The organism is Pseudomonas sp. TE3910 (genome assembly GCF_056279025.1).
On sequence record NZ_JBWBQN010000001.1, the window covers coordinates 3946817 to 3963945 of the forward strand.

Genomic DNA, 17129 nt, shown 5'->3' on the forward strand with positions numbered 1-17129 from the left:
TATGTCTGCTGCCAATAACTCTGCTATCGATATCAAGCGCAGCCTGATCGACGCGATTCTCGCCGGGCTGATTTCCCTGATCGTCTTCGGGCCCATCGTCGGTGTGGTACTGGACGGTTACAGCTTCAACCTTGAGCCCACCCGTGTCGCCTGGCTGGTGGCCGGTGTCATGGCCGGGCGTTTCCTGCTCAGCCTGTTCCTGCAGACCGAGAAGGGCCTGAGCATCCTGCAAGGCTTCGAGGGCGGCGGTTCCGGTGTACATGTGCTGGCGCCGGACTACAAATCGCGGTTGCGCTGGATCATTCCAATGCTGATTGTGATTGCCATCGTCTTCCCGTTCTTTGCCAACAAGTACCTGCTGACCGTGGTCATCCTCGGCCTGATCTACGTGTTGCTCGGGCTGGGCCTGAACATCGTGGTCGGCCTGGCCGGGCTGCTCGACCTGGGTTACGTGGCGTTCTATGCCATCGGCGCCTACGGCCTTGCGCTGGGCTATCAGTACCTGGGCCTGGGCTTCTGGACAGTGCTGCCGCTGGCGGCGATTGCTGCTGCGATGGCCGGTTGCATACTGGGCTTCCCGGTGTTGCGAATGCATGGCGACTACCTGGCCATCGTGACCCTGGGTTTCGGTGAAATCATCCGTCTGGTGCTGAACAACTGGTTGTCGTTCACCGGCGGCCCGAACGGCATGCCCGTGCCATCGCCGACCTTCATGGGCCTGGAGTTCGGCCGTCGGGCCAAGGACGGTGGGGTGCCATTCCACGAATTCTTCGGCATCGATTACAACCCCAACGTGAAGTTCCTGTTTATCTACATCGTGCTGTTCATCGTTGTGATGGCCGTGCTGTACATCAAGCACCGTCTGACCCGCATGCCGGTCGGCCGTGCCTGGGAAGCGCTGCGCGAAGACGAGATCGCCTGCCGCTCGATGGGCCTCAACCATGTGCTGGTCAAGCTCTCGGCATTTACCCTGGGGGCCTCGACTGCAGGCCTTGCCGGTGTGTTCTTCGCCAGCTATCAGGGCTTCGTCAACCCGTCGTCGTTCACCTTCTTCGAGTCGGCGTTGATCCTCGCCATTGTTGTACTGGGCGGTATGGGTTCGACGGTGGGTGTGGTCATTGCAGCCTTTGTCCTGACCGTGGCACCTGAACTGTTGCGCAGCTTCTCCGAGTACCGGGTGCTGCTGTTCGGCGTGCTGATGGTGTTGATGATGATCTGGCGACCGCGTGGGCTGATCCGCATCAGCCGTACCGGTGTGACCCCGCGTAAAGGAGTGGCGCCATGAGCGACGACGTTATTCTCTCGGTCGATAACCTGATGATGCAGTTTGGCGGTATCAAGGCGCTCAGTGATGTCAGCCTGAAGGTCAAACGCAATGACATTTTCGCCCTGATCGGCCCTAACGGTGCAGGCAAGACCACGGTGTTCAACTGCCTCACCGGCTTCTACAAGGCCAGCGGCGGCAAGATTGAGCTGAACCTGCGTGGCAGCCGTACCAACGTGATCCAGCTGTTGGGTGAGCGCTTTCAGGTGGCGGACTTCTTCTCGCCCAAGCGCTTTGCCAACCGGCTGTTCTACAAGATGTTTGGCGGTACCCACCTGGTGAACCGTGCCGGCCTGGCGCGTACATTCCAGAACATTCGCCTGTTCAAGGAAATGTCGGTGGTGGAGAACCTGCTGGTTGCCCAGCATATGTGGGTAAACCGTAACCTGCTGTCTGGGGTGCTCAACACCAAGGCCTACCGCAAAGCCGAGAGTGATGCGCTGGACCATGCGTTCTACTGGTTGGAAGTGGTCGATCTGGTGGATTGCGCCAACCGTCTGGCCGGCGAATTGTCCTATGGCCAGCAACGGCGCCTCGAAATTGCCCGCGCCATGTGTACCCGACCGCAGATCATTTGCCTGGATGAGCCTGCCGCGGGCCTCAACCCGCAGGAAACCGAGGCGCTGAGCAAGATGATTCGGGTACTGCGCGATGAGCATGACCTGACGGTCGTGCTGATTGAGCATGACATGGGCATGGTCATGAGCATCTCCGACCATATCGTGGTGCTCGACCACGGCAACGTCATCGCTGAGGGCGCGCCTCAGGATATTCGCCACAACCCGACGGTAATTGCCGCCTACCTGGGTGCTGATGAAGAGGAGCTGGTATGAGCGCACCCATTCTCGAACTGAAAGAACTCGATGTGTTCTACGGGCCGATCCAGGCGCTGAAGAAAGTCTCGATGCACATCAATGAGGGGGAGACCGTCAGCCTGATCGGTTCGAACGGGGCCGGTAAATCGACCCTGCTGATGTCGATCTTTGGCCAGCCACGGGCGGCCAGCGGGCAGATCATCTACCGCGGTACCGACATCACCCACAAGTCGTCCCACTACATTGCGTCCAACGGCATTGCGCAGTCGCCGGAAGGGCGTCGGGTGTTCCCCGACATGTCGGTGGAAGAGAACCTGATGATGGGCACCATCCCCATTGGCGACAAGTACGCCAGTGAAGACATGGAGCGCATGTTCGAGCTGTTTCCCCGGCTGAAAGAACGGCGTAACCAGCGGGCCATGACCATGTCCGGTGGTGAGCAGCAGATGCTTGCCATTGCCCGTGCCTTGATGAGCCGACCGAAGCTGCTGTTGCTTGACGAGCCGTCGTTGGGGCTGGCGCCGATTGTGGTCAAGCAGATCTTTGCCACCCTGCGTGAACTGGCCAACACCGGCATGACCATCTTCCTGGTGGAGCAGAACGCCAACCATGCGTTGAAGCTCTCGGACCGGGCTTATGTGATGGTCAACGGGCAGATTCGCATGACCGGTACGGGTCAGGAGCTGCTGGTCAACGAGGATGTGCGAAACGCCTATCTCGGCGGGCATTGATTGCCGCTTGGCAAAACGCCCCGGTATCCCCGGGGCGTTTTGCTGTCTGCTGATAATGTGGACAAGTCATTGGCGGTTGTACACAGCACGTGACATCGGGTCGCTGCAGTTGGCCGTAGTTCAAGATGGATGAGTTGTCCACGTTTCGTGTGGAAGCGGCTGTGGGTAACTTGGTAGCAGGTGTCTACAGCCCACGTATTACAAGGCGTTTAGAGCTCTGGTCGTTTTTTGATCAGTCTTTTTAAAGTGTTACTCAATAGCATTTGTCAAGGATTTTGTCCTACTGAAATTGCGCCTGAAAAGATCTGAAAAACCTGTGGATAACTCTGTGAGTAAGCACTGGAAAGACTGACGCGACCGGCAGAACTACAGGCTTGGCGCCATCACCGTGCTTTTCGCGGATTGTCTCGCGGGTCAACTCGCAGGCGGGGCGTCAAGGAAAATACTTTCTGTTGAGCCTTTGCACGTTGTTCACAGCTGTTCAGCGATGCTGAAAGTTGCCCCCAGAGTGTGTGGAAGGGGCTGTGGATAAGGTGCGTAAAACACGCGCCAGGCCCTCTGGGACGGTACTTTTGCGTGATTGCTCATTTTTTGTACAGGCGTAGAATCGACTTGCTGCCCTGAGGCTGGGCGGGCATGCTGCAAACCCTGCCGCCCGCCTGCCTGTGGGCAAGTCAACTCAAGGAGAATCGCATGACTTCCACCGTTTTCATCACTGGCGCTACGTCGGGGTTTGGCGAAGCCTGTGCGCGCCGCTTTGCCGAAGCGGGTTGGTCGCTGGTGCTGACCGGTCGCCGCCAGGAGCGTCTCGATGCCCTGTGCGCTGAGCTGTCGAAACAGACCGAGGTGTTGGGCCTGGTGCTGGACGTTCGTGATCGTAAGGCCATGGAACAGGCCATTGCCAACCTGCCGCCGTCGTTCGCCACGCTGCGTGGGCTGATCAACAATGCGGGCCTGGCGCTGGGCGCCGACCCGGCGCCGACGTGCGATCTGGATGACTGGGACACCATGGTCGACACCAACATCAAGGGGCTGATGTACAGCACCCGTTTGTTGCTGCCGCGACTGATAGCCCATGGTCGTGGTGCGACTATCCTCAACGTCGGTTCCGTGGCGGGTAACTACCCTTATCCCGGCAGCCACGTGTATGGCGGCACCAAGGCGTTTGTTGGGCAGTTCTCCCTGAGCCTGCGCTGTGACCTGCAAGGCACAGGCGTGCGGGTTACCAACATCGAGCCGGGGTTGTGTGAGAGTGAGTTCTCGCTGGTGCGTTTCGGTGGCGATCAGGCGCGTTATGACGCCACTTATGCAGGGGCGGAGCCGATCCAGCCTCAGGACATCGCCGAGACCATTTTCTGGATCATGAATCAGCCGGCCCACATCAACATCAACAGCCTGGAGCTGATGCCGGTGAGCCAGGCATGGGCAGGGTTCTCGATCGATCGTTCCGGCAAGGCCTGAAGGGCCTGATCGCGGGCAAGCCCGCTCCCACAGGTGTCAGTAGAGCATGCCTGTGGGGGCCGCGATCGCGTCAGACCTGACGCTGGAGTCCTTCCAGGCAGGTCGCCAGATGATAAGGCGTGGTCGAAGGCATATCGTTGCGGCTGACTTCGCCGCTGGCATCTCGGCACTCGTACCAGCCGCCCGCATGCAGGAAGTGCGCTTGCAGCGCTTTCAGCTGCGCCAGCACCTTGGCCTCGGCCCCTGGCCGCAAGGCCAGCGCCCGCAGGTATTCCGCCTGGGCCCAGATGCGCTGGGTAGCGTCGCGCACCTCGCCTTGGGGGGTGAGCATCGCCAGCACCGCCCCGGCCGTCACGCCATACTGCTCGGCATAGTCGAACGCCCGCTCCAGTGAGTGGTGCAGCGCGCTGCCGCGCAGCAATGGCGATGACGCCAGCAGGTAGTACCACTCGAACTGATGGCCTGGCTCGAACCAGTTATCCACAGCTGCGCGCGGTTTTTCCAGCATGACCCCGTGTTCAGGGTCGATGAAGTGGGCCTGCATTGCCTCGGCCAAGGCTTCCAGCGCCCGCTGTACGGCTGTGTCCTTGCGGATGCTCAGGGTCGCCAGAAACGCCTCGGCCAGATGCATCAGCGGGTTTTGCAGTGGGCCGCTGTCCAGGCTCGACCAGTCTTCGGCCAGGCTGGCTTCGTACAAGCCGTCATCGCGGCTGAAGTGTTCACTGACCACGCTCAGGGCCGCGTTGAGGGTCGACTCCACCAGCGGCTCGCGGACTTTGCCCCAGTAATGGGCGCAGGCGAAGATGATGAAGGCGTGGGTATACAGGTCCTTGCGACGGTCGAGCGGCGCGCCCTGGGCGTCGATGCTGTAGAACCAGCCACCATGCTCGGCATCGTGGAAATGCCGTTGCAACGAGCGAAACAGCGCGGCGGCGTGTTCACGGGCGCCTGGCTGCTCGATACGGCTGGCGAACAGGTACAACTGTCGGGCGCAGGCCATGGCGCGGTAGCGTTGCACGGGCAGTGGTTGGTGCTCTGGGCTCAAGGCCTCGAAGGGCAAGGCCATCTGTGCGTTCCAGCCCGGACCTTGCCAGAGTGGCACGATGCGCTGGGCGAAGTGCTGCTGGACGTCAGTCAGCAGGGCGGGCAGTTCGGGCTGGGCATTGCGCAGGTCGGGCATGGGTCTAAATCGTCGCGGCAGGTGCGTTTGCGCGCATGGTAGCAGGAAACCGTGGCCGGCTTCTGCTGTGCTCACCCTGGCGTGCCAAGCCCTTGCCAATGCTTGGCGCCGATGAAGATGAAGCGCAGTTGCTGGATGATCTTGGCCTCGGGGGTCAGGTGGTGTTCCAGCGGTTCGGCCGGAGGGTCGATCAGTTCCGGCAGGGTGGCGAACACGGTCTTGACCACCAGGTCGGCAAGGACGGCCAGTGCGGCGGCATCCAGATGGTGCCAGCGCGGCATCAGCGCCAGGTCGGCCGCGAGGTCCGAACTGATGCCTTCGCGCAAGGTGGCAATGGCCTGGCGAACCGTTTGCGAGCCGCCGTACTGCTCACGGGCAAGGAAGAGAAATTGCGCACGATTGGCGGCCACGATATCCAGGAAAATGCGCACCGACGCATCGGTGATGCCACCGAGTTCGAATTCATTCTGTCGGACCAGACGAATGCTCTGGCGGAAGGTTTCATCCACCTCGCAGACCAATGCCAGGCCCAGTTCATCCATATCGCTGAAGTGCCGGTAGAAACCGGTCGGGACAATGCCGGCGCTTTTGGCGACTTCACGCAGGCTGAGGCTGCCAAAGCCGCGTCCGCTCTCCATCAGTTGGCGAGCCGCATCAAGGAGGGCATGGCGAGTCAGTTGCTTTTGTTCGGCGCGCGGCAGCATGGGACGTGTCGATCCGCAAATTAAACGGCCCTGCACTGTATTGCCTTGGCCCGGAAAAACAAAGCCCGGTTCAAATGACCGGGCCAGGAGGGGAGGTGTTCGCGCGTTTGGTGATCTTGTTGTTCGGCATAGGCATCAGCTCACGCGCTGGTTTCTTTCGATGAGGCGATCAGCACCCCCCTCGGCGACGCGCTCACGCTGCAGCAGGCGGTCGGCGCCGCCTTCGGCAACACGGTTGCGTTCGATCAGGCGGTCGGCGCCGCCCTCGGCAACGCGGTTACGTTCGAGCAGACGGTCCGCGCCACCTTCGGCAAGGGTATCCAGAGGTTGGCTGATCACGGCGCTGCTGGAGCGTGCTTCGGCGGACGGGGCTTGTTCAACTGCCGGCAGTGCAAACGCGTTGGCAGCCAGAAGGGATAAAGACAGGCTAAGCAGCAATGGGTGTTTCATGGGATGGCGCTCCTTGAAAGGATTGGAAAGTGAGTACGGCGCCAATGCTACTCCCGGAAATCAGATGGAAAAGTGCATAAAGCTAATGGTAACAATCAACAGGATTGATAGTTCTCCGCGCCCCCTCTAGCCCGTGCGTTTCCAGCCATGCTGCAACGGCAGAGCGGCCTGCTGCGTCGCGTTGCAAACGGACGTACGGCGTGAAGTTGGCAGCCGGGTCAGAAAAAAACGCCGGTATCATGCACGCCGGATTAAACCCCTGCGTATTTCGTTGGTCCCAATCCAAGAGTGCTATCAAAGCGCCCGCTTTTTGCCATGCAGTGACTGGAGAATTGTGCAATGACGCGCCCTGCCAAACTGTTTACCTGGGTCTTCGCCAGCCTGTTTCTGGTGTTGACCGCGTTGGCCGTGTTCATCGCCACGTTCGACTGGAACCGAATCAAACCGATGCTCAGTGCCAGGGTTTCCGAAACCCTGAATCGACCGTTTGCAATCAATGGCAATCTGGCCGTTCGCTGGCAGCGTGATGCCGAGCTGGAGGGCTGGCATGCCTGGGTGCCCACCCCTCATGTCCTTGCCGAAGACCTGAGCCTGGGCAATCCGGACTGGTTGGCGGGTACTGAAATGATCGGCCTCAAGCGTGTCGAATTTCGTCTGTCGTTGTTGCCACTGCTGGTACGCCAGGTGGTCATCCCGCGTATTGACCTGAAGCAGCCGACCGCCAGCCTCAAGCGCTTGGCCAACGGGCGCGCGAACTGGACCTTTGAGCGGGCCAACAAGGTCGAGCAGGACGAGCCTTCTGCGTGGACGCTGGAGATCGGGACCATCGGCTTCGACAAGGGGCAGGTACGCCTGGACGATCAGACCCTCAAGACTCAACTGAACCTGGTGATCGACCCACTGGGTAAGCCTATCCCTTTCAGTGACATCGTCGGTCAGGCGTCAGCGCAGAAGACCACCACCCAGGACTATGCATTCGGGTTCAAGGTCGAGGGCCTTTATCACGGCCAGCCATTGACCGGGCATGGCAAAGTCGGGGGGCTGCTGGCCCTTCAAGACGTGCGCCAGCCGTTTCCGCTGCAGGCGGATCTGCGTAGCGGCGACACCCATGTCACCCTTGCCGGCACATTGACTGATCCGCGTAACCTTGGCGCGCTTGACGTGCGTTTGCGTCTTGCCGGGGCGAGTCTGGCCAACCTGTACCCGTTGACCGGGGTGACCTTGCCCGATTCCCCCGGCTATTCAACCGACGGCCATTTGACCGCCAAGTTGCGTGAGCCGGGTGGTGCAGTGTTCCGTTATGAGGGCTTCAACGGCACGATCGGTGAGAGCGACATTCACGGTGATCTGACCTTTGTTGCCCGTCAGCCACGGCCCAAGCTCAGTGGTGCGCTGGTGTCCAATCAGGTGCTGTTCAAGGACCTGGCACCGCTGATCGGTGCAGATTCCAATGCCGCGCAGAAGGCCCGCGGCGGCGCCAGTGCGCAACCCGCCGGCAAGGTACTGCCAGTGGAGGCATTCCGTACCGAGCGCTGGCGGGCAATGGATGCCGACGTGAGCTTTAGCGGCAAGCGCATTGAACACGGTGCGAGGCTCCCTTTCAGCGACCTGTCGACCCACGTCCTGCTCGACGATGGCGTATTGAGCCTTGAACCGCTGCGCTTTGGCGTGGCCGGTGGCTCCCTGCGGCTCAAGGTGCATCTCGATGGCCGCACGGAGCCCATGCACGGCAGCGCTCAGCTCAGTGCCCGCAACCTCCAGCTGAAAGCGTTGTTCCCGGGCTTTGAACCCCTGCAGACCAGTTTTGGTGAGCTGAACGGGGATGCTGACCTGAGCGGGCGCGGCAACTCGGTGGCGGCCCTGCTGGGCACTGCCAATGGTGAACTGAAGATGCTCATCAACGATGGCGCGATCAGCCGTGACTTGATGGAGATCGCCGGCCTCAACGTCGGCAACTATGTGATCGGCAAGTTGTTTGGCGACAAGGAAGTGAAGATCAACTGCGCCGCCGCCGATGTCGGGATCAAGGAGGGGCTGGCCACAAGCCGGTTGTTTGTCTTCGACACCGAGACTGCGATCATCAATATCGAGGGTACGGCCAACCTGGCCGAGGAGCAATTGGACCTGGACATCGACCCTCAGTCCAAGGGCGTGAGGTTGTTGTCGTTGCGCTCACCGCTGTATGTGCGCGGGCCCTTCGCCAAGCCGAGTGCCGGGGTGCAGGCCGTGCCGTTGATGCTGCGCGGTGCCGGTCTGGTCGCGCTGGGGGTGGCGGTTGCCCCGGCAGCTGGCTTGCTGGCGTTGGTCGCTCCCAGTGGTGATCAGCCCAACCAATGCACGCCTCTGCTGGCGCAGATGCAAGCGGGCAAGACTGAAGAGATCACGTTTTCGGCCCCCTAGGGGACTCGATTGCGGTTGTCGTTGCCGGGGTTGTAATGTGGAAGCCTGTGCACAGATCAGGAGCCTGATGCGATGTCGCAACCGCTTGCCACACGTTATCCACTGGTGCTGGTGCCGGGCATGTTTGGTTTTGTGCGCCTGCTGCTCTACCCCTACTGGTTTGGCATTGTTCCAGCGCTGCGCCAGGGGGGCGCCACCGTATTTGCAGTGCCCGTCTCGCCCCTGCATGCCAGTGAGGTCCAGGGTGAGCAACTGTTACAGCACATCGACGCGATTCGGCGCCAGACGGGCGCGGAAAAGGTCAACTTGCTGGGCCATAGCCAGGGTGCGCTGAGTGCGCGTTATGTGGCGGCCAAACGCCCGGAATGGGTGGCCTCGGTGACATCGATTGCCGGGCCCAATCACGGCTCGGAACTGGCCGATCACCTGCACGCGCGCTATCCCGTCGGCTCCGTCAGGGCGCGGCTGCTCAAGGTTACCCTGCACGTCTGCGGGGTGTTGATCGTATGGCTGGAAACCGGTTGGCGCGGTCCTCGGCTACCGATTGATGTACACGCCGCGCACCATTCACTGACCACGGCTGGCGTTGCACTGTTCAATCAGCAGTATCCCCAAGGGTTGCCGGACACCTGGGGCGGGCACGGGCCGTCCTCGGTAAATGGCGTGCGCTACTACTCCTGGTCCGGCACGCTGCAGCCAGGGTTCACCGATCAAGGCTTGAACCGCTTCGATGGCAGTAACCGTTTCTGCCGTCTGTTCGCCCGAGCCTTTGTGCGCGAGGCGGGGCAGTGTGACGGCATGGTCGGGCGCTACAGCTCGCACCTGGGCGAAGTCATTCGTGACGATTACCCGTTCGATCACCTGGACATCGTCAATCAGTCGCTCGGTGCAGTCGGCAAGGGTGCTGAACCCGTGCGGTTGTTCAGTGAGCATGCGGCGCGCCTGAAAGCGGCAGGGATGTAACTTCGGCCCTTGGCTGGACGCAAGCGTGTAAAAACCTTGTCTACACTCTCGGCGAGGCCGTGCGCAGGGTGCGGCGACAAGGAGACGACTCCATGAAAATGCTGCACGTGCCGTTGCTGGTGGTGGGTCTGTTGCTGTGTTCGCAAGGCTTTGCGGCCACGGCGCAACAGGAAAAAATGACGACTTGCAACGCCGAGGCGACTGCCAAGAGCCTCAAGGGCGATGAGCGCAAGGCGTTCATGAGCACCTGCCTCAAGGCGGCACCTGCTGCGCCCATGAGCCAGCAGGACAAAATGACGATGTGCAACAAAGTTGCCGGTGAAAAAGCGTTGAAAGGGGACGAGCGCAAGGCCTTCATGAGCGATTGCCTGAAGAAGAAATAACACTGGCTTTATCGGTTGATCCGCTACGCGCAGCCCCTTGAGGGCAAGGGTTTCAGGTGAGGTCCTGTGACAGGTCACTATGCCTGCCCGTCGAAGGCTGGCAGACTGCCGTCTTTGTGACCGTACCCGGACGAGGTTGTATGACGTTCACCCAGCGCCAAGTCACCCTGGCCAGTTGGATCATCGTGTTTTCCGGCCTGTTGCTGGTGTTGCCGCTCAAGCTGCTTCCCAGTCTTCTGGCCGGCTTGCTGGTGTTTGAGCTGGTCAACATGCTGACCCCGAAACTGCAGCACCTGATCGCGGGGCAGCGAGCACGTTGGCTCGCTGTCGCCTTGTTGGGAACCCTGGTGGTCAGCACCCTGACCCTGTTGTTTGCCGGGGCAATCAGTTTCCTCCTGCATGAGGCCGAGAACCCCGGCGCATCGCTGGACAAGTTCATGCTGCTGGTGGACCAGGCGCGTGGGCAGCTGCCGCCCTTTATCGATGCCTACCTGCCGGCCAGCGCCGCCGAATTCAAGGTGGCCATCGGCGAGTGGCTCAAAACCCACCTTGGCGAGCTGCAACTGGTGGGCAAGGGGGCGGCGCATATGTTCGTCACCCTGCTGATCGGGATGATCCTGGGGGCTATCGTGGCCTTGCAGAAAATTCCCGACATCTCCAAGCGCAAGCCGTTGGCTGCGGCGCTGTTCAATCGGCTGGCGCTGCTGGTGCAGGCGTTTCGCAACATCGTCTTCGCCCAGATCAAGATCTCCCTGCTCAATACCTTCTTCACCGGGATCTTCCTGGCCCTGGTGTTGCCGATGTTCGGTGTGCACCTGCCGCTGACCAAGACCTTGATCGTGCTGACCTTCCTGTTGGGGCTGTTGCCGGTCATTGGCAACCTGATATCCAACACCCTGATCACCATCGTGGGTCTGTCGCTGTCGATCTGGGTGGCCATGGCCGCACTGGGTTACCTGATCGTCATTCACAAGGTCGAGTACTTCCTCAACGCGCGGATCGTCGGCGGGCAGATCAGTGCCAAGTCGTGGGAGCTGCTGTTGGCTATGCTGGTGTTCGAGGCCGCGTTCGGCCTGCCCGGTGTGGTGGCTGGGCCGATTTACTACGCGTACCTGAAGAGTGAGCTGCGCCGGGCCGAACTGGTCTGATCGTCGTCATGGCAGGCATGTTGCCCGCGCCTACGGGGTGGTGACTCGCTCAAGCCGGTCGATCCCCTTACCGGCAAACAGCGAGAAGGGGCGACCGATGAAGGCGATGATGTTTTCGCAGTCTTCGCTCAGCCTGTACATCCGCCAATCTGGGCGCTGGTCCAGCCAGAGCCGATGCCTGCCGAGCCTGGCGTACTCCAGTGACAAGGTGAAACCGGCCGCTGGGTTTGCGTCCAGTATGACGGTTTCCTGCCAGGGCCTGACTTCGCCGCGCTCGATCTTTTGCCGCAAGGCAGCGTCCTTGAACAGGAAATGTGCGGGAATTTCTGCAGGCGGGTAGCCCGTGTTCCGTGAGTAGCGCAGCAGTGCACGTTCCGGTGGGCTGCCGGGCAGTTGGGTGATTCCCAGCAATTTGAACGGCGCGGGGCCCGAGACATCCGCAGAGAAATGGCAGTCCATTTCGGTTTCCACTTCAGTACCGTTCAGGCGGGCTTGTCGACGCTCCGCCGCTGAGGCACTGGCGTACATTTTCAGTTGCGGATCGAGCTTCAGCGTCAGGCCGATCGGTTGCGTGAAGTGGCTCAGCCGTTGCCGCTCCTGCGTACTCAAGCCAGCAGCTTCCTTGGCATCCGGCTCCAGCACCATGTCGACCTCCCAGGAGGTGGCTGCGCGTGCTTTTGGAATTTCCTCGAACAACGCTTGCAGGGTCGCACGTTGTTCGGCGCCCAGCGAGTCGCTCACCTTCAGATGAATGACCCTGTTGTCGTTTTCGTCCAGCTCCAGTTCGACCTGTTCAGGATCAATGCCACGGGCATTGATCGCGGTATAGAGCGAATTGAGATAGGTATCATTGACCGCTTTGTAGAGGTCGTGGCTGTGTACCGGCGTTTGAAAATGCAGGGTCAGGAATGTGTCCTTGCAGCCGGTCAGAGCCAGCGTGAAGGCAAGGATCAGTGCGCGCATGTTCATCTTTCCGTTCCTTGTGAAGATCCCGTCCTTGGGCATTGATGTACGTGTGGCGCCTGTTAGCCGTAGCGCTTGCGTGCCTCGATCGCCAGGCCGCTGCCGATACTGCCGAAGATGTTGCCTTCGACATGGCGAGCATTGGGCAGCATCGCGGCCACGCTTTGGCGCAGCGCCGGGATGCCGCTGGAGCCGCCGGTGAAGAACACCGTATCGACCTGTTCGACACTGACACCGGCCTTGCCCAGCAGCTCATCGACACTGCCACGCACGCGCTCCAGCAGGTTTTCGATAGAGGCTTCGAACAGGGCGCGAGTGAGGTTCACGTCCAGCCCCGATTCAATTCGGCCAAGGTCAACGCGGCGGTTGTCGGCGTGGGTCAGTTCAATCTTGGTTTCTTCCACTTCCATGGCCAGCCAGTGTCCGGCGCGCTGTTCGATCAGCTTGAACAGGCGGTCGATGCCACCGGTGTCTTCGATGTCGTAGCGCATGCTGCCCAGGGCCAATTGGGACTTTTGCGAGTACACCGAGTTGATGGTGTGCCAGGTGGCCAGGTTCAGGTGATAGCTGGTAGGCATCAGCGCCTGGCTCTTCATGCGGCTGCCATAACCGAACAGCGGCATGACGCCTTGCAGGCTCAGTTGCTTGTCAAAGTCGGTACCGCCGATATGGACACCGCCGGTGGCGAGGATGTCGCTGTGCCGGTCATCGAGCATGTGCCGCTCCGGTGCCAGGCGCACCAGGGAGAAGTCCGAGGTACCACCACCGATGTCGACGATCAGCACCAGCTCTTCACCGCTGATGCTCGACTCGTAGTCGAATGCTGCCGCGATGGGCTCGTACTGGAATGAGACTTCCTTGAAGCCGATCTTGCGGGCCACTTCGGCCAGGGTGTCTTCGGCTTCCTGGTCGGCCACCGGGTCGTCATCGACGAAATGCACCGGGCGGCCCAGTACCACTTCGTCGAAGGCTCGGCCGGCGTTGGCCTCTGCACGCTTCTTCAGCTCGCCAATGAACATCCCCAGCAGGTCTTTGAACGGCAGGGCAGTGCCGAGTACGCTGGTGTCGTGCTTGATCAGCTTGGAGCCCAGCAGGCTCTTCAGCGAACGCATCAGGCGGCCTTCATAGCCTTCCAGGTACTCGTGCAGGGCCAGCCGACCATAAGCCGGGCGGCGTTCTTCAAGGTTGAAGAAAACGACCGACGGCAGGGTGATCTTGCCGTCCTCCAGAGCGATCAGCGACTCCACGCCAGGGCGATGCCAGCCGACGGTGGAGTTGGAGGTGCCGAAGTCGATGCCGCAGGCACGGGCCGGGGATGCGTGATTCATGGAATGCGGTTCCGGGGGAAAAACGGCCGCGCAGTTTATGCCAGCCACCGGCAGAATCAAGACCGAATATCTGTCCGGGAGCAAACCGCAGTGCGTCTTGAAAGGCTATGCTTGACCCCAATCTCTATAAGCAGTGATGCATTCGATAACTGATGGTGATTCCTTAGATGGACTTCAAAGACTATTACAAGATTTTGGGCGTAGAGCCGACAGCGGATGACAAGGCGATCAAGACCGCCTACCGCAAGCTTGCGCGCAAATATCACCCTGACGTCAGCAAGGAGCGTGACGCCGAGGAGAAATTCAAGGAGGCCAACGAGGCCTACGAGGCGCTGAGCAGCCCGGAAAAACGCGCCGAGTACGATGAGTTGCGCAAGTACGGTCAGCATGGTCGACCGTTCCAGGGGCCACCGGGTTGGGAAAGCCGTGGTGGTGCCGGGGCCGGTGGCGGTTTTGCCGGTGGCGACTTCTCCGAGTTTTTCAGCTCTATCTTCGGTGCTGGCGGGCGTGGCAACGGCAGCCCGTTTGGCCGTGGTCAGCAGCAACGCAGCGCTGGGAGGCGAGGGCAAGACGTGGAAATGGAACTGGCAATTTTCCTTGAAGAGTCCCTGGCCAGCGAGTCGAAGCAGATCAGCTTCAAGGTGCCGCAGTACAACGGCCATGGTCAGCGCACCGGTGACACCACCAAGACGCTGAACGTGAAAATTCCCGCCGGTGTCACTGACGGTGAGCGCATCCGCCTCAAGGGCCAGGGCGCGCCGGGTATTGGTGGTGGCGCAAGTGGCGACCTGTACCTGACCATCCGCATGGCACCGCACCCGCTGTTCGATGTCGAAGGCCATGACCTGATCATCACCGTGCCGCTGGCACCGTGGGAGGCGGCGCTGGGTACCAAGGTGGCCGTACCGACCCTGACCGGCAAGATCAACCTGACCATTCGTCCGGACAGCCAGAGCGGTCAGCGCCTGCGGGTCAAGGGCATGGGCCTGGCCAACAAGCAGGGCGAGCGTGGCGACCTCTATGCGCAGTTGAAGGTGGTGATGCCAAGCCAGTCCGATGCCGCCACCCGCGAACTGTGGACCAAACTGTCGGAGAAGGCCGGGTTCAATCCGAGAGCACAATGGAGTAGCTGATTATGAGCACCCTGATCGTTCAACTGGACATGCAGACCTTTTGTCAGGAAGCCGATCTACCGGCGGCCTATGTGATCGAAATAGTCGAACACGGCATTGTTGAACCGTCAGGGCGAACGCCTGAGGAATGGCTGTTCGACGAACAGGCGTCGGTCCTGGCCAGGCGCGCAGCGAAATTGCAGCGCGACCTTGACCTGGAGTGGGAGGGCGTAGCGCTGGCGCTGGAGCTGCTGGAGGAAGTGCAGCAGTTGCGCAGCGAAAACAGCATGCTCAGGCAGCGCCTGGGGCGCTTTTTAAAGGTCTGAGCTTGTTGCCCGGGCGTCGCGCCAGCCGTGTCGGCGCTTCGACGACGCAGGCTGCCGGTTACAGTAATTTGTAATACAAGGCTGTCGGTCGGTAGGTGCCGTCCGGCCCACAGGCATAGTCCGGGATTTCACCGGCACGGGTGTAGCCCTGGGACCGGTAAAACGCCTCGGCCTCTGAGCCCGCCTCGGTGTCCAGGTACAGCAGGCCGCGCCGCTCCTTGCGCGCCGTGTGCTCCAGCGCCTGCATCAACTGCTGGCCCAGCCCGCGTCGGCGAGCATTGCCATGCACCAACAACTTCTGCACTTCGGCACGGTTAAGGCCATTGGGCTTCTGGCACAAACCGAGTTGAACACTGCCCAGCACATCCTTGTCCTTGCTCACGACCCACAGCAGCAACTCACCCGTTGTCAGGCGTGCCTTGACCTCATCGAAGTAGTTGTTGGCCTGCTGGGCGTCGATATCCGCGAGAAAACCAACCGATGCGCCCTGACGAACCGCGTCAAGCAACAGCGCCACCAGGCCGTCGCGGTAATGCGCAAAACTTTCGTGGGTCACGCGGTGTAACTGGGCAGCGTTCATCAGCGGTCACTCCATGGGCTGTGCACCCGGGTTGAGGATCAATTGCATGAAGGTCAGGTCCAGCCAGCGGCCAAACTTCACGCCCACCTGAGGCATGTGTCCGTTCAGGGTGAAACCCAGGCGTTCATGCAGGTGAATCGACGCCTGGTTGCCGCTTTCGATAGCCGCCACCATCACATGTTTGCCGCAGGCCCGTGCACGTTCGATCAAGGCCTGCATCAAGGCCGGGCCGAGGCCTTTGCCACGTTGATCGGCGCGGATGTAGACCGAATGCTCGACCGTGTGGCGAAACCCCTCGAAAGGACGCCAGTCACCGAATGATGAGTAGCCTAGCACCTCACCGGCTGCGTCGACGGCCACCAGGATCGGGTACTGCTGTGTTTGGCGCGCCTCGTACCAGGCCTGGCGATTGTCCAGGTCGACCGGTTGTTCGTTCCAGATCGCCGTGGTGTTCAGCACGGCGTCGTTGTAGATATCACGGATGCCCGGCAGGTCGGCGTGAACGGCATCGCGGATCAGGTAGGTCATGGCAGGTTCTCAAGGCGTAAGGCAGGTGTTCAGGTTAAATGGTTACCAGCCCGCGTACACCCTCGGCCTCCATGTTTTTGCCGCGACCCTGCTGGACGATCTCGCCTCGAGACATCACCAGGTACTGATCGGCGAGTTCGGCGGCGAAGTCATAGAACTGCTCCACCAGCAGGATCGCCATGTCGCCACGCGCTGCCAGCGTGCGGATCACCGCACCGATTTCCTTGATCACCGAGGGCTGGATACCTTCGGTGGGCTCATCGAGGATCAACAGGCGAGGGCGGCTGGCCAGCGCCCGGCCAATCGCCAATTGCTGTTGTTGGCCACCGGAGAGGTCGCCGCCACGACGGTGTTTCATCTGTAGCAGTACCGGGAACAGCTCATAGATGAACGCCGGTACGCTTTTGGCCTCTTTGGCACTGAAGCGAGAGAGCCCCATCAACAGGTTTTCCTCCACGCTCAGGCGTGGAAAGATCTCGCGCCCCTGAGGCACGTAGGCAATCCCAGCCTCTACCCGTTGATGCGGCTTGAGTGCAGTGATGGGGTTATGCTCCCACTGCACCGTGCCCTCACGAACCGGCAGCAGGCCCATCAGGCAGCGCAGCAGGGTGGTCTTGCCGACACCGTTGCGGCCCAGCAGGCAGGTCACCTCACCAACCTTGGCCTCGAACGACAGGCCGCGCAGGATGTGGCTACCACCGTAGTATTGGTGAAGCGAATCGACTTTCAGCAT

Annotated in this window: 17 protein-coding genes and 1 pseudogene; 10 read left to right on the forward strand and 8 right to left on the reverse strand. The window is 60.8% G+C overall.

What is annotated here, in order from left to right:
• Window position 1: 1 nt before the first annotated feature.
• The 4 genes from livM to ACZ9H3_RS18040 all read left to right on the forward strand — a co-directional run bounded on the left by livM (window position 2) and on the right by ACZ9H3_RS18040 (window position 4331).
• The gene (gene livM / locus ACZ9H3_RS18025; protein ID WP_065757903.1) at window positions 2-1285 is read left to right on the forward strand and encodes a high-affinity branched-chain amino acid ABC transporter permease LivM; all 1284 of its coding nucleotides are present in this window, start codon (window positions 2-4) and stop codon (window positions 1283-1285) included.
• The gene (locus tag ACZ9H3_RS18030; RefSeq protein ID WP_065757904.1) at window positions 1282-2157 is read left to right on the forward strand and encodes an ATP-binding cassette domain-containing protein; all 876 of its coding nucleotides are present in this window, start codon (window positions 1282-1284) and stop codon (window positions 2155-2157) included. Before livM ends, ACZ9H3_RS18030 begins: the two co-directional genes overlap by 4 nt.
• The gene (locus ACZ9H3_RS18035; protein WP_065757905.1) at window positions 2154-2870 is read left to right on the forward strand and encodes an ABC transporter ATP-binding protein; all 717 of its coding nucleotides are present in this window, start codon (window positions 2154-2156) and stop codon (window positions 2868-2870) included. The genes ACZ9H3_RS18030 and ACZ9H3_RS18035 overlap by 4 nt, the downstream gene beginning before the upstream one ends.
• Window positions 2871-3563: 693 nt before the next feature.
• Window positions 3564-4331, forward strand: a complete 768-nt coding sequence (locus tag ACZ9H3_RS18040) for an SDR family oxidoreductase (RefSeq protein WP_065757906.1) — start codon at window positions 3564-3566, stop codon at window positions 4329-4331.
• Between the two features lie 70 nt (window positions 4332-4401).
• Here the strand turns inward: ACZ9H3_RS18040 and ACZ9H3_RS18045 are convergent, their stop codons facing one another.
• The 3 genes and pseudogenes from ACZ9H3_RS18045 to ACZ9H3_RS18055 form a co-directional block, all read right to left on the reverse strand.
• Window positions 4402-5511, reverse strand: a complete 1110-nt coding sequence (locus ACZ9H3_RS18045; protein ID WP_330522311.1) for an AGE family epimerase/isomerase — start codon at window positions 5509-5511, stop codon at window positions 4402-4404.
• A 71-nt stretch (window positions 5512-5582) separates the two neighbouring features.
• Window positions 5583-6215 carry a TetR family transcriptional regulator gene (locus tag ACZ9H3_RS18050; RefSeq protein WP_065757907.1) on the reverse strand — a complete coding sequence of 211 codons (633 nt, stop codon included), beginning with the start codon at window positions 6213-6215 and terminating at the stop codon, window positions 5583-5585.
• Window positions 6216-6353: 138 nt separating this feature from the next.
• A pseudogene (locus ACZ9H3_RS18055) lies at window positions 6354-6665 on the reverse strand (phage infection protein); the annotation flags it as partial.
• A 339-nt stretch (window positions 6666-7004) separates the two neighbouring features.
• On the opposite strand from ACZ9H3_RS18055, the gene ACZ9H3_RS18060 reads away from it, so the two are divergent.
• From ACZ9H3_RS18060 to ACZ9H3_RS18075, 4 genes are all read left to right on the forward strand, one after another.
• Window positions 7005-9065, forward strand: a complete 2061-nt coding sequence (locus tag ACZ9H3_RS18060) for an AsmA family protein (protein ID WP_476221809.1) — start codon at window positions 7005-7007, stop codon at window positions 9063-9065.
• 72 nt (window positions 9066-9137) lie between these two features.
• Complete coding sequence (locus ACZ9H3_RS18065) at window positions 9138-10028, forward strand: esterase/lipase family protein (RefSeq protein ID WP_065757910.1); 891 nt, start codon at window positions 9138-9140, stop codon at window positions 10026-10028.
• Window positions 10029-10120: 92 nt separating this feature from the next.
• Entirely contained in the window at window positions 10121-10411 is a 291-nt protein-coding gene (locus tag ACZ9H3_RS18070; protein WP_065757911.1) for a PsiF family protein, read from the forward strand.
• Window positions 10412-10551: 140 nt separating this feature from the next.
• Window positions 10552-11559 (forward strand): AI-2E family transporter, encoded by a 1008-nt coding sequence (locus tag ACZ9H3_RS18075; RefSeq protein WP_065757912.1) that lies wholly within the window; start codon window positions 10552-10554, stop codon window positions 11557-11559.
• Between the two features lie 30 nt (window positions 11560-11589).
• Here the strand turns inward: ACZ9H3_RS18075 and ACZ9H3_RS18080 are convergent, their stop codons facing one another.
• Window positions 11590-12528: a hypothetical protein gene (locus tag ACZ9H3_RS18080; RefSeq protein WP_476221812.1), complete on the reverse strand. Its 939-nt coding sequence runs from the start codon at window positions 12526-12528 to the stop codon at window positions 11590-11592.
• A gap of 56 nt (window positions 12529-12584) precedes the next feature.
• Window positions 12585-13850 carry an Hsp70 family protein gene (locus ACZ9H3_RS18085; RefSeq protein WP_065757914.1) on the reverse strand — a complete coding sequence of 422 codons (1266 nt, stop codon included), beginning with the start codon at window positions 13848-13850 and terminating at the stop codon, window positions 12585-12587.
• A 167-nt stretch (window positions 13851-14017) separates the two neighbouring features.
• Here ACZ9H3_RS18085 and cbpA point away from each other — a divergent pair, with 167 nt between their 5' ends.
• Complete coding sequence (gene cbpA / locus ACZ9H3_RS18090) at window positions 14018-14983, forward strand: curved DNA-binding protein (RefSeq protein WP_065757915.1); 966 nt, start codon at window positions 14018-14020, stop codon at window positions 14981-14983.
• A complete protein-coding gene (locus ACZ9H3_RS18095) occupies window positions 14983-15288 on the forward strand; it encodes a chaperone modulator CbpM (protein ID WP_330522369.1) in 306 nt (101 codons plus the stop codon). Before cbpA ends, ACZ9H3_RS18095 begins: the two co-directional genes overlap by 1 nt.
• Before the next feature lie 58 nt (window positions 15289-15346).
• On the opposite strand, the gene ACZ9H3_RS18100 is transcribed toward ACZ9H3_RS18095, so the two are convergent.
• The 3 genes from ACZ9H3_RS18100 to urtE are packed head-to-tail and all read right to left on the reverse strand — an operon-like array spanning window position 15347 to window position 17129.
• Complete coding sequence (locus ACZ9H3_RS18100; RefSeq protein ID WP_330522315.1) at window positions 15347-15868, reverse strand: GNAT family N-acetyltransferase; 522 nt, start codon at window positions 15866-15868, stop codon at window positions 15347-15349.
• Window positions 15869-15874: 6 nt separating this feature from the next.
• A complete protein-coding gene (locus ACZ9H3_RS18105; RefSeq protein WP_409277298.1) occupies window positions 15875-16396 on the reverse strand; it encodes a GNAT family N-acetyltransferase in 522 nt (173 codons plus the stop codon).
• A gap of 34 nt (window positions 16397-16430) precedes the next feature.
• Window positions 16431-17129 (reverse strand): urea ABC transporter ATP-binding subunit UrtE, encoded by a 699-nt coding sequence (gene urtE / locus ACZ9H3_RS18110; protein ID WP_065757919.1) that lies wholly within the window; start codon window positions 17127-17129, stop codon window positions 16431-16433.

Coding starts and splice junctions, on each gene's coding strand:
- cbpA (WP_065757915.1), top strand. CDS start 14,018: ATGGACTTCAAAGACTATTACAAGATTTTGGGCGTAGAGCCGACAGCG.
- ACZ9H3_RS18065 (WP_065757910.1), top strand. CDS start 9,138: ATGTCGCAACCGCTTGCCACACGTTATCCACTGGTGCTGGTGCCGGGC.
- ACZ9H3_RS18050 (WP_065757907.1), bottom strand. CDS start 6,215: ATGCTGCCGCGCGCCGAACAAAAGCAACTGACTCGCCATGCCCTCCTT.
- ACZ9H3_RS18030 (WP_065757904.1), top strand. CDS start 1,282: ATGAGCGACGACGTTATTCTCTCGGTCGATAACCTGATGATGCAGTTT.
- ACZ9H3_RS18040 (WP_065757906.1), top strand. CDS start 3,564: ATGACTTCCACCGTTTTCATCACTGGCGCTACGTCGGGGTTTGGCGAA.
- livM (WP_065757903.1), top strand. CDS start 2: ATGTCTGCTGCCAATAACTCTGCTATCGATATCAAGCGCAGCCTGATC.
- ACZ9H3_RS18105 (WP_409277298.1), bottom strand. CDS start 16,396: ATGACCTACCTGATCCGCGATGCCGTTCACGCCGACCTGCCGGGCATC.
- ACZ9H3_RS18045 (WP_330522311.1), bottom strand. CDS start 5,511: ATGCCCGACCTGCGCAATGCCCAGCCCGAACTGCCCGCCCTGCTGACT.
- ACZ9H3_RS18080 (WP_476221812.1), bottom strand. CDS start 12,528: ATGAACATGCGCGCACTGATCCTTGCCTTCACGCTGGCTCTGACCGGC.
- ACZ9H3_RS18035 (WP_065757905.1), top strand. CDS start 2,154: ATGAGCGCACCCATTCTCGAACTGAAAGAACTCGATGTGTTCTACGGG.
- ACZ9H3_RS18085 (WP_065757914.1), bottom strand. CDS start 13,850: ATGAATCACGCATCCCCGGCCCGTGCCTGCGGCATCGACTTCGGCACC.
- ACZ9H3_RS18060 (WP_476221809.1), top strand. CDS start 7,005: ATGACGCGCCCTGCCAAACTGTTTACCTGGGTCTTCGCCAGCCTGTTT.
- ACZ9H3_RS18070 (WP_065757911.1), top strand. CDS start 10,121: ATGAAAATGCTGCACGTGCCGTTGCTGGTGGTGGGTCTGTTGCTGTGT.
- ACZ9H3_RS18100 (WP_330522315.1), bottom strand. CDS start 15,868: ATGAACGCTGCCCAGTTACACCGCGTGACCCACGAAAGTTTTGCGCAT.
- ACZ9H3_RS18075 (WP_065757912.1), top strand. CDS start 10,552: ATGACGTTCACCCAGCGCCAAGTCACCCTGGCCAGTTGGATCATCGTG.
- urtE (WP_065757919.1), bottom strand. CDS start 17,129: ATGCTGAAAGTCGATTCGCTTCACCAATACTACGGTGGTAGCCACATC.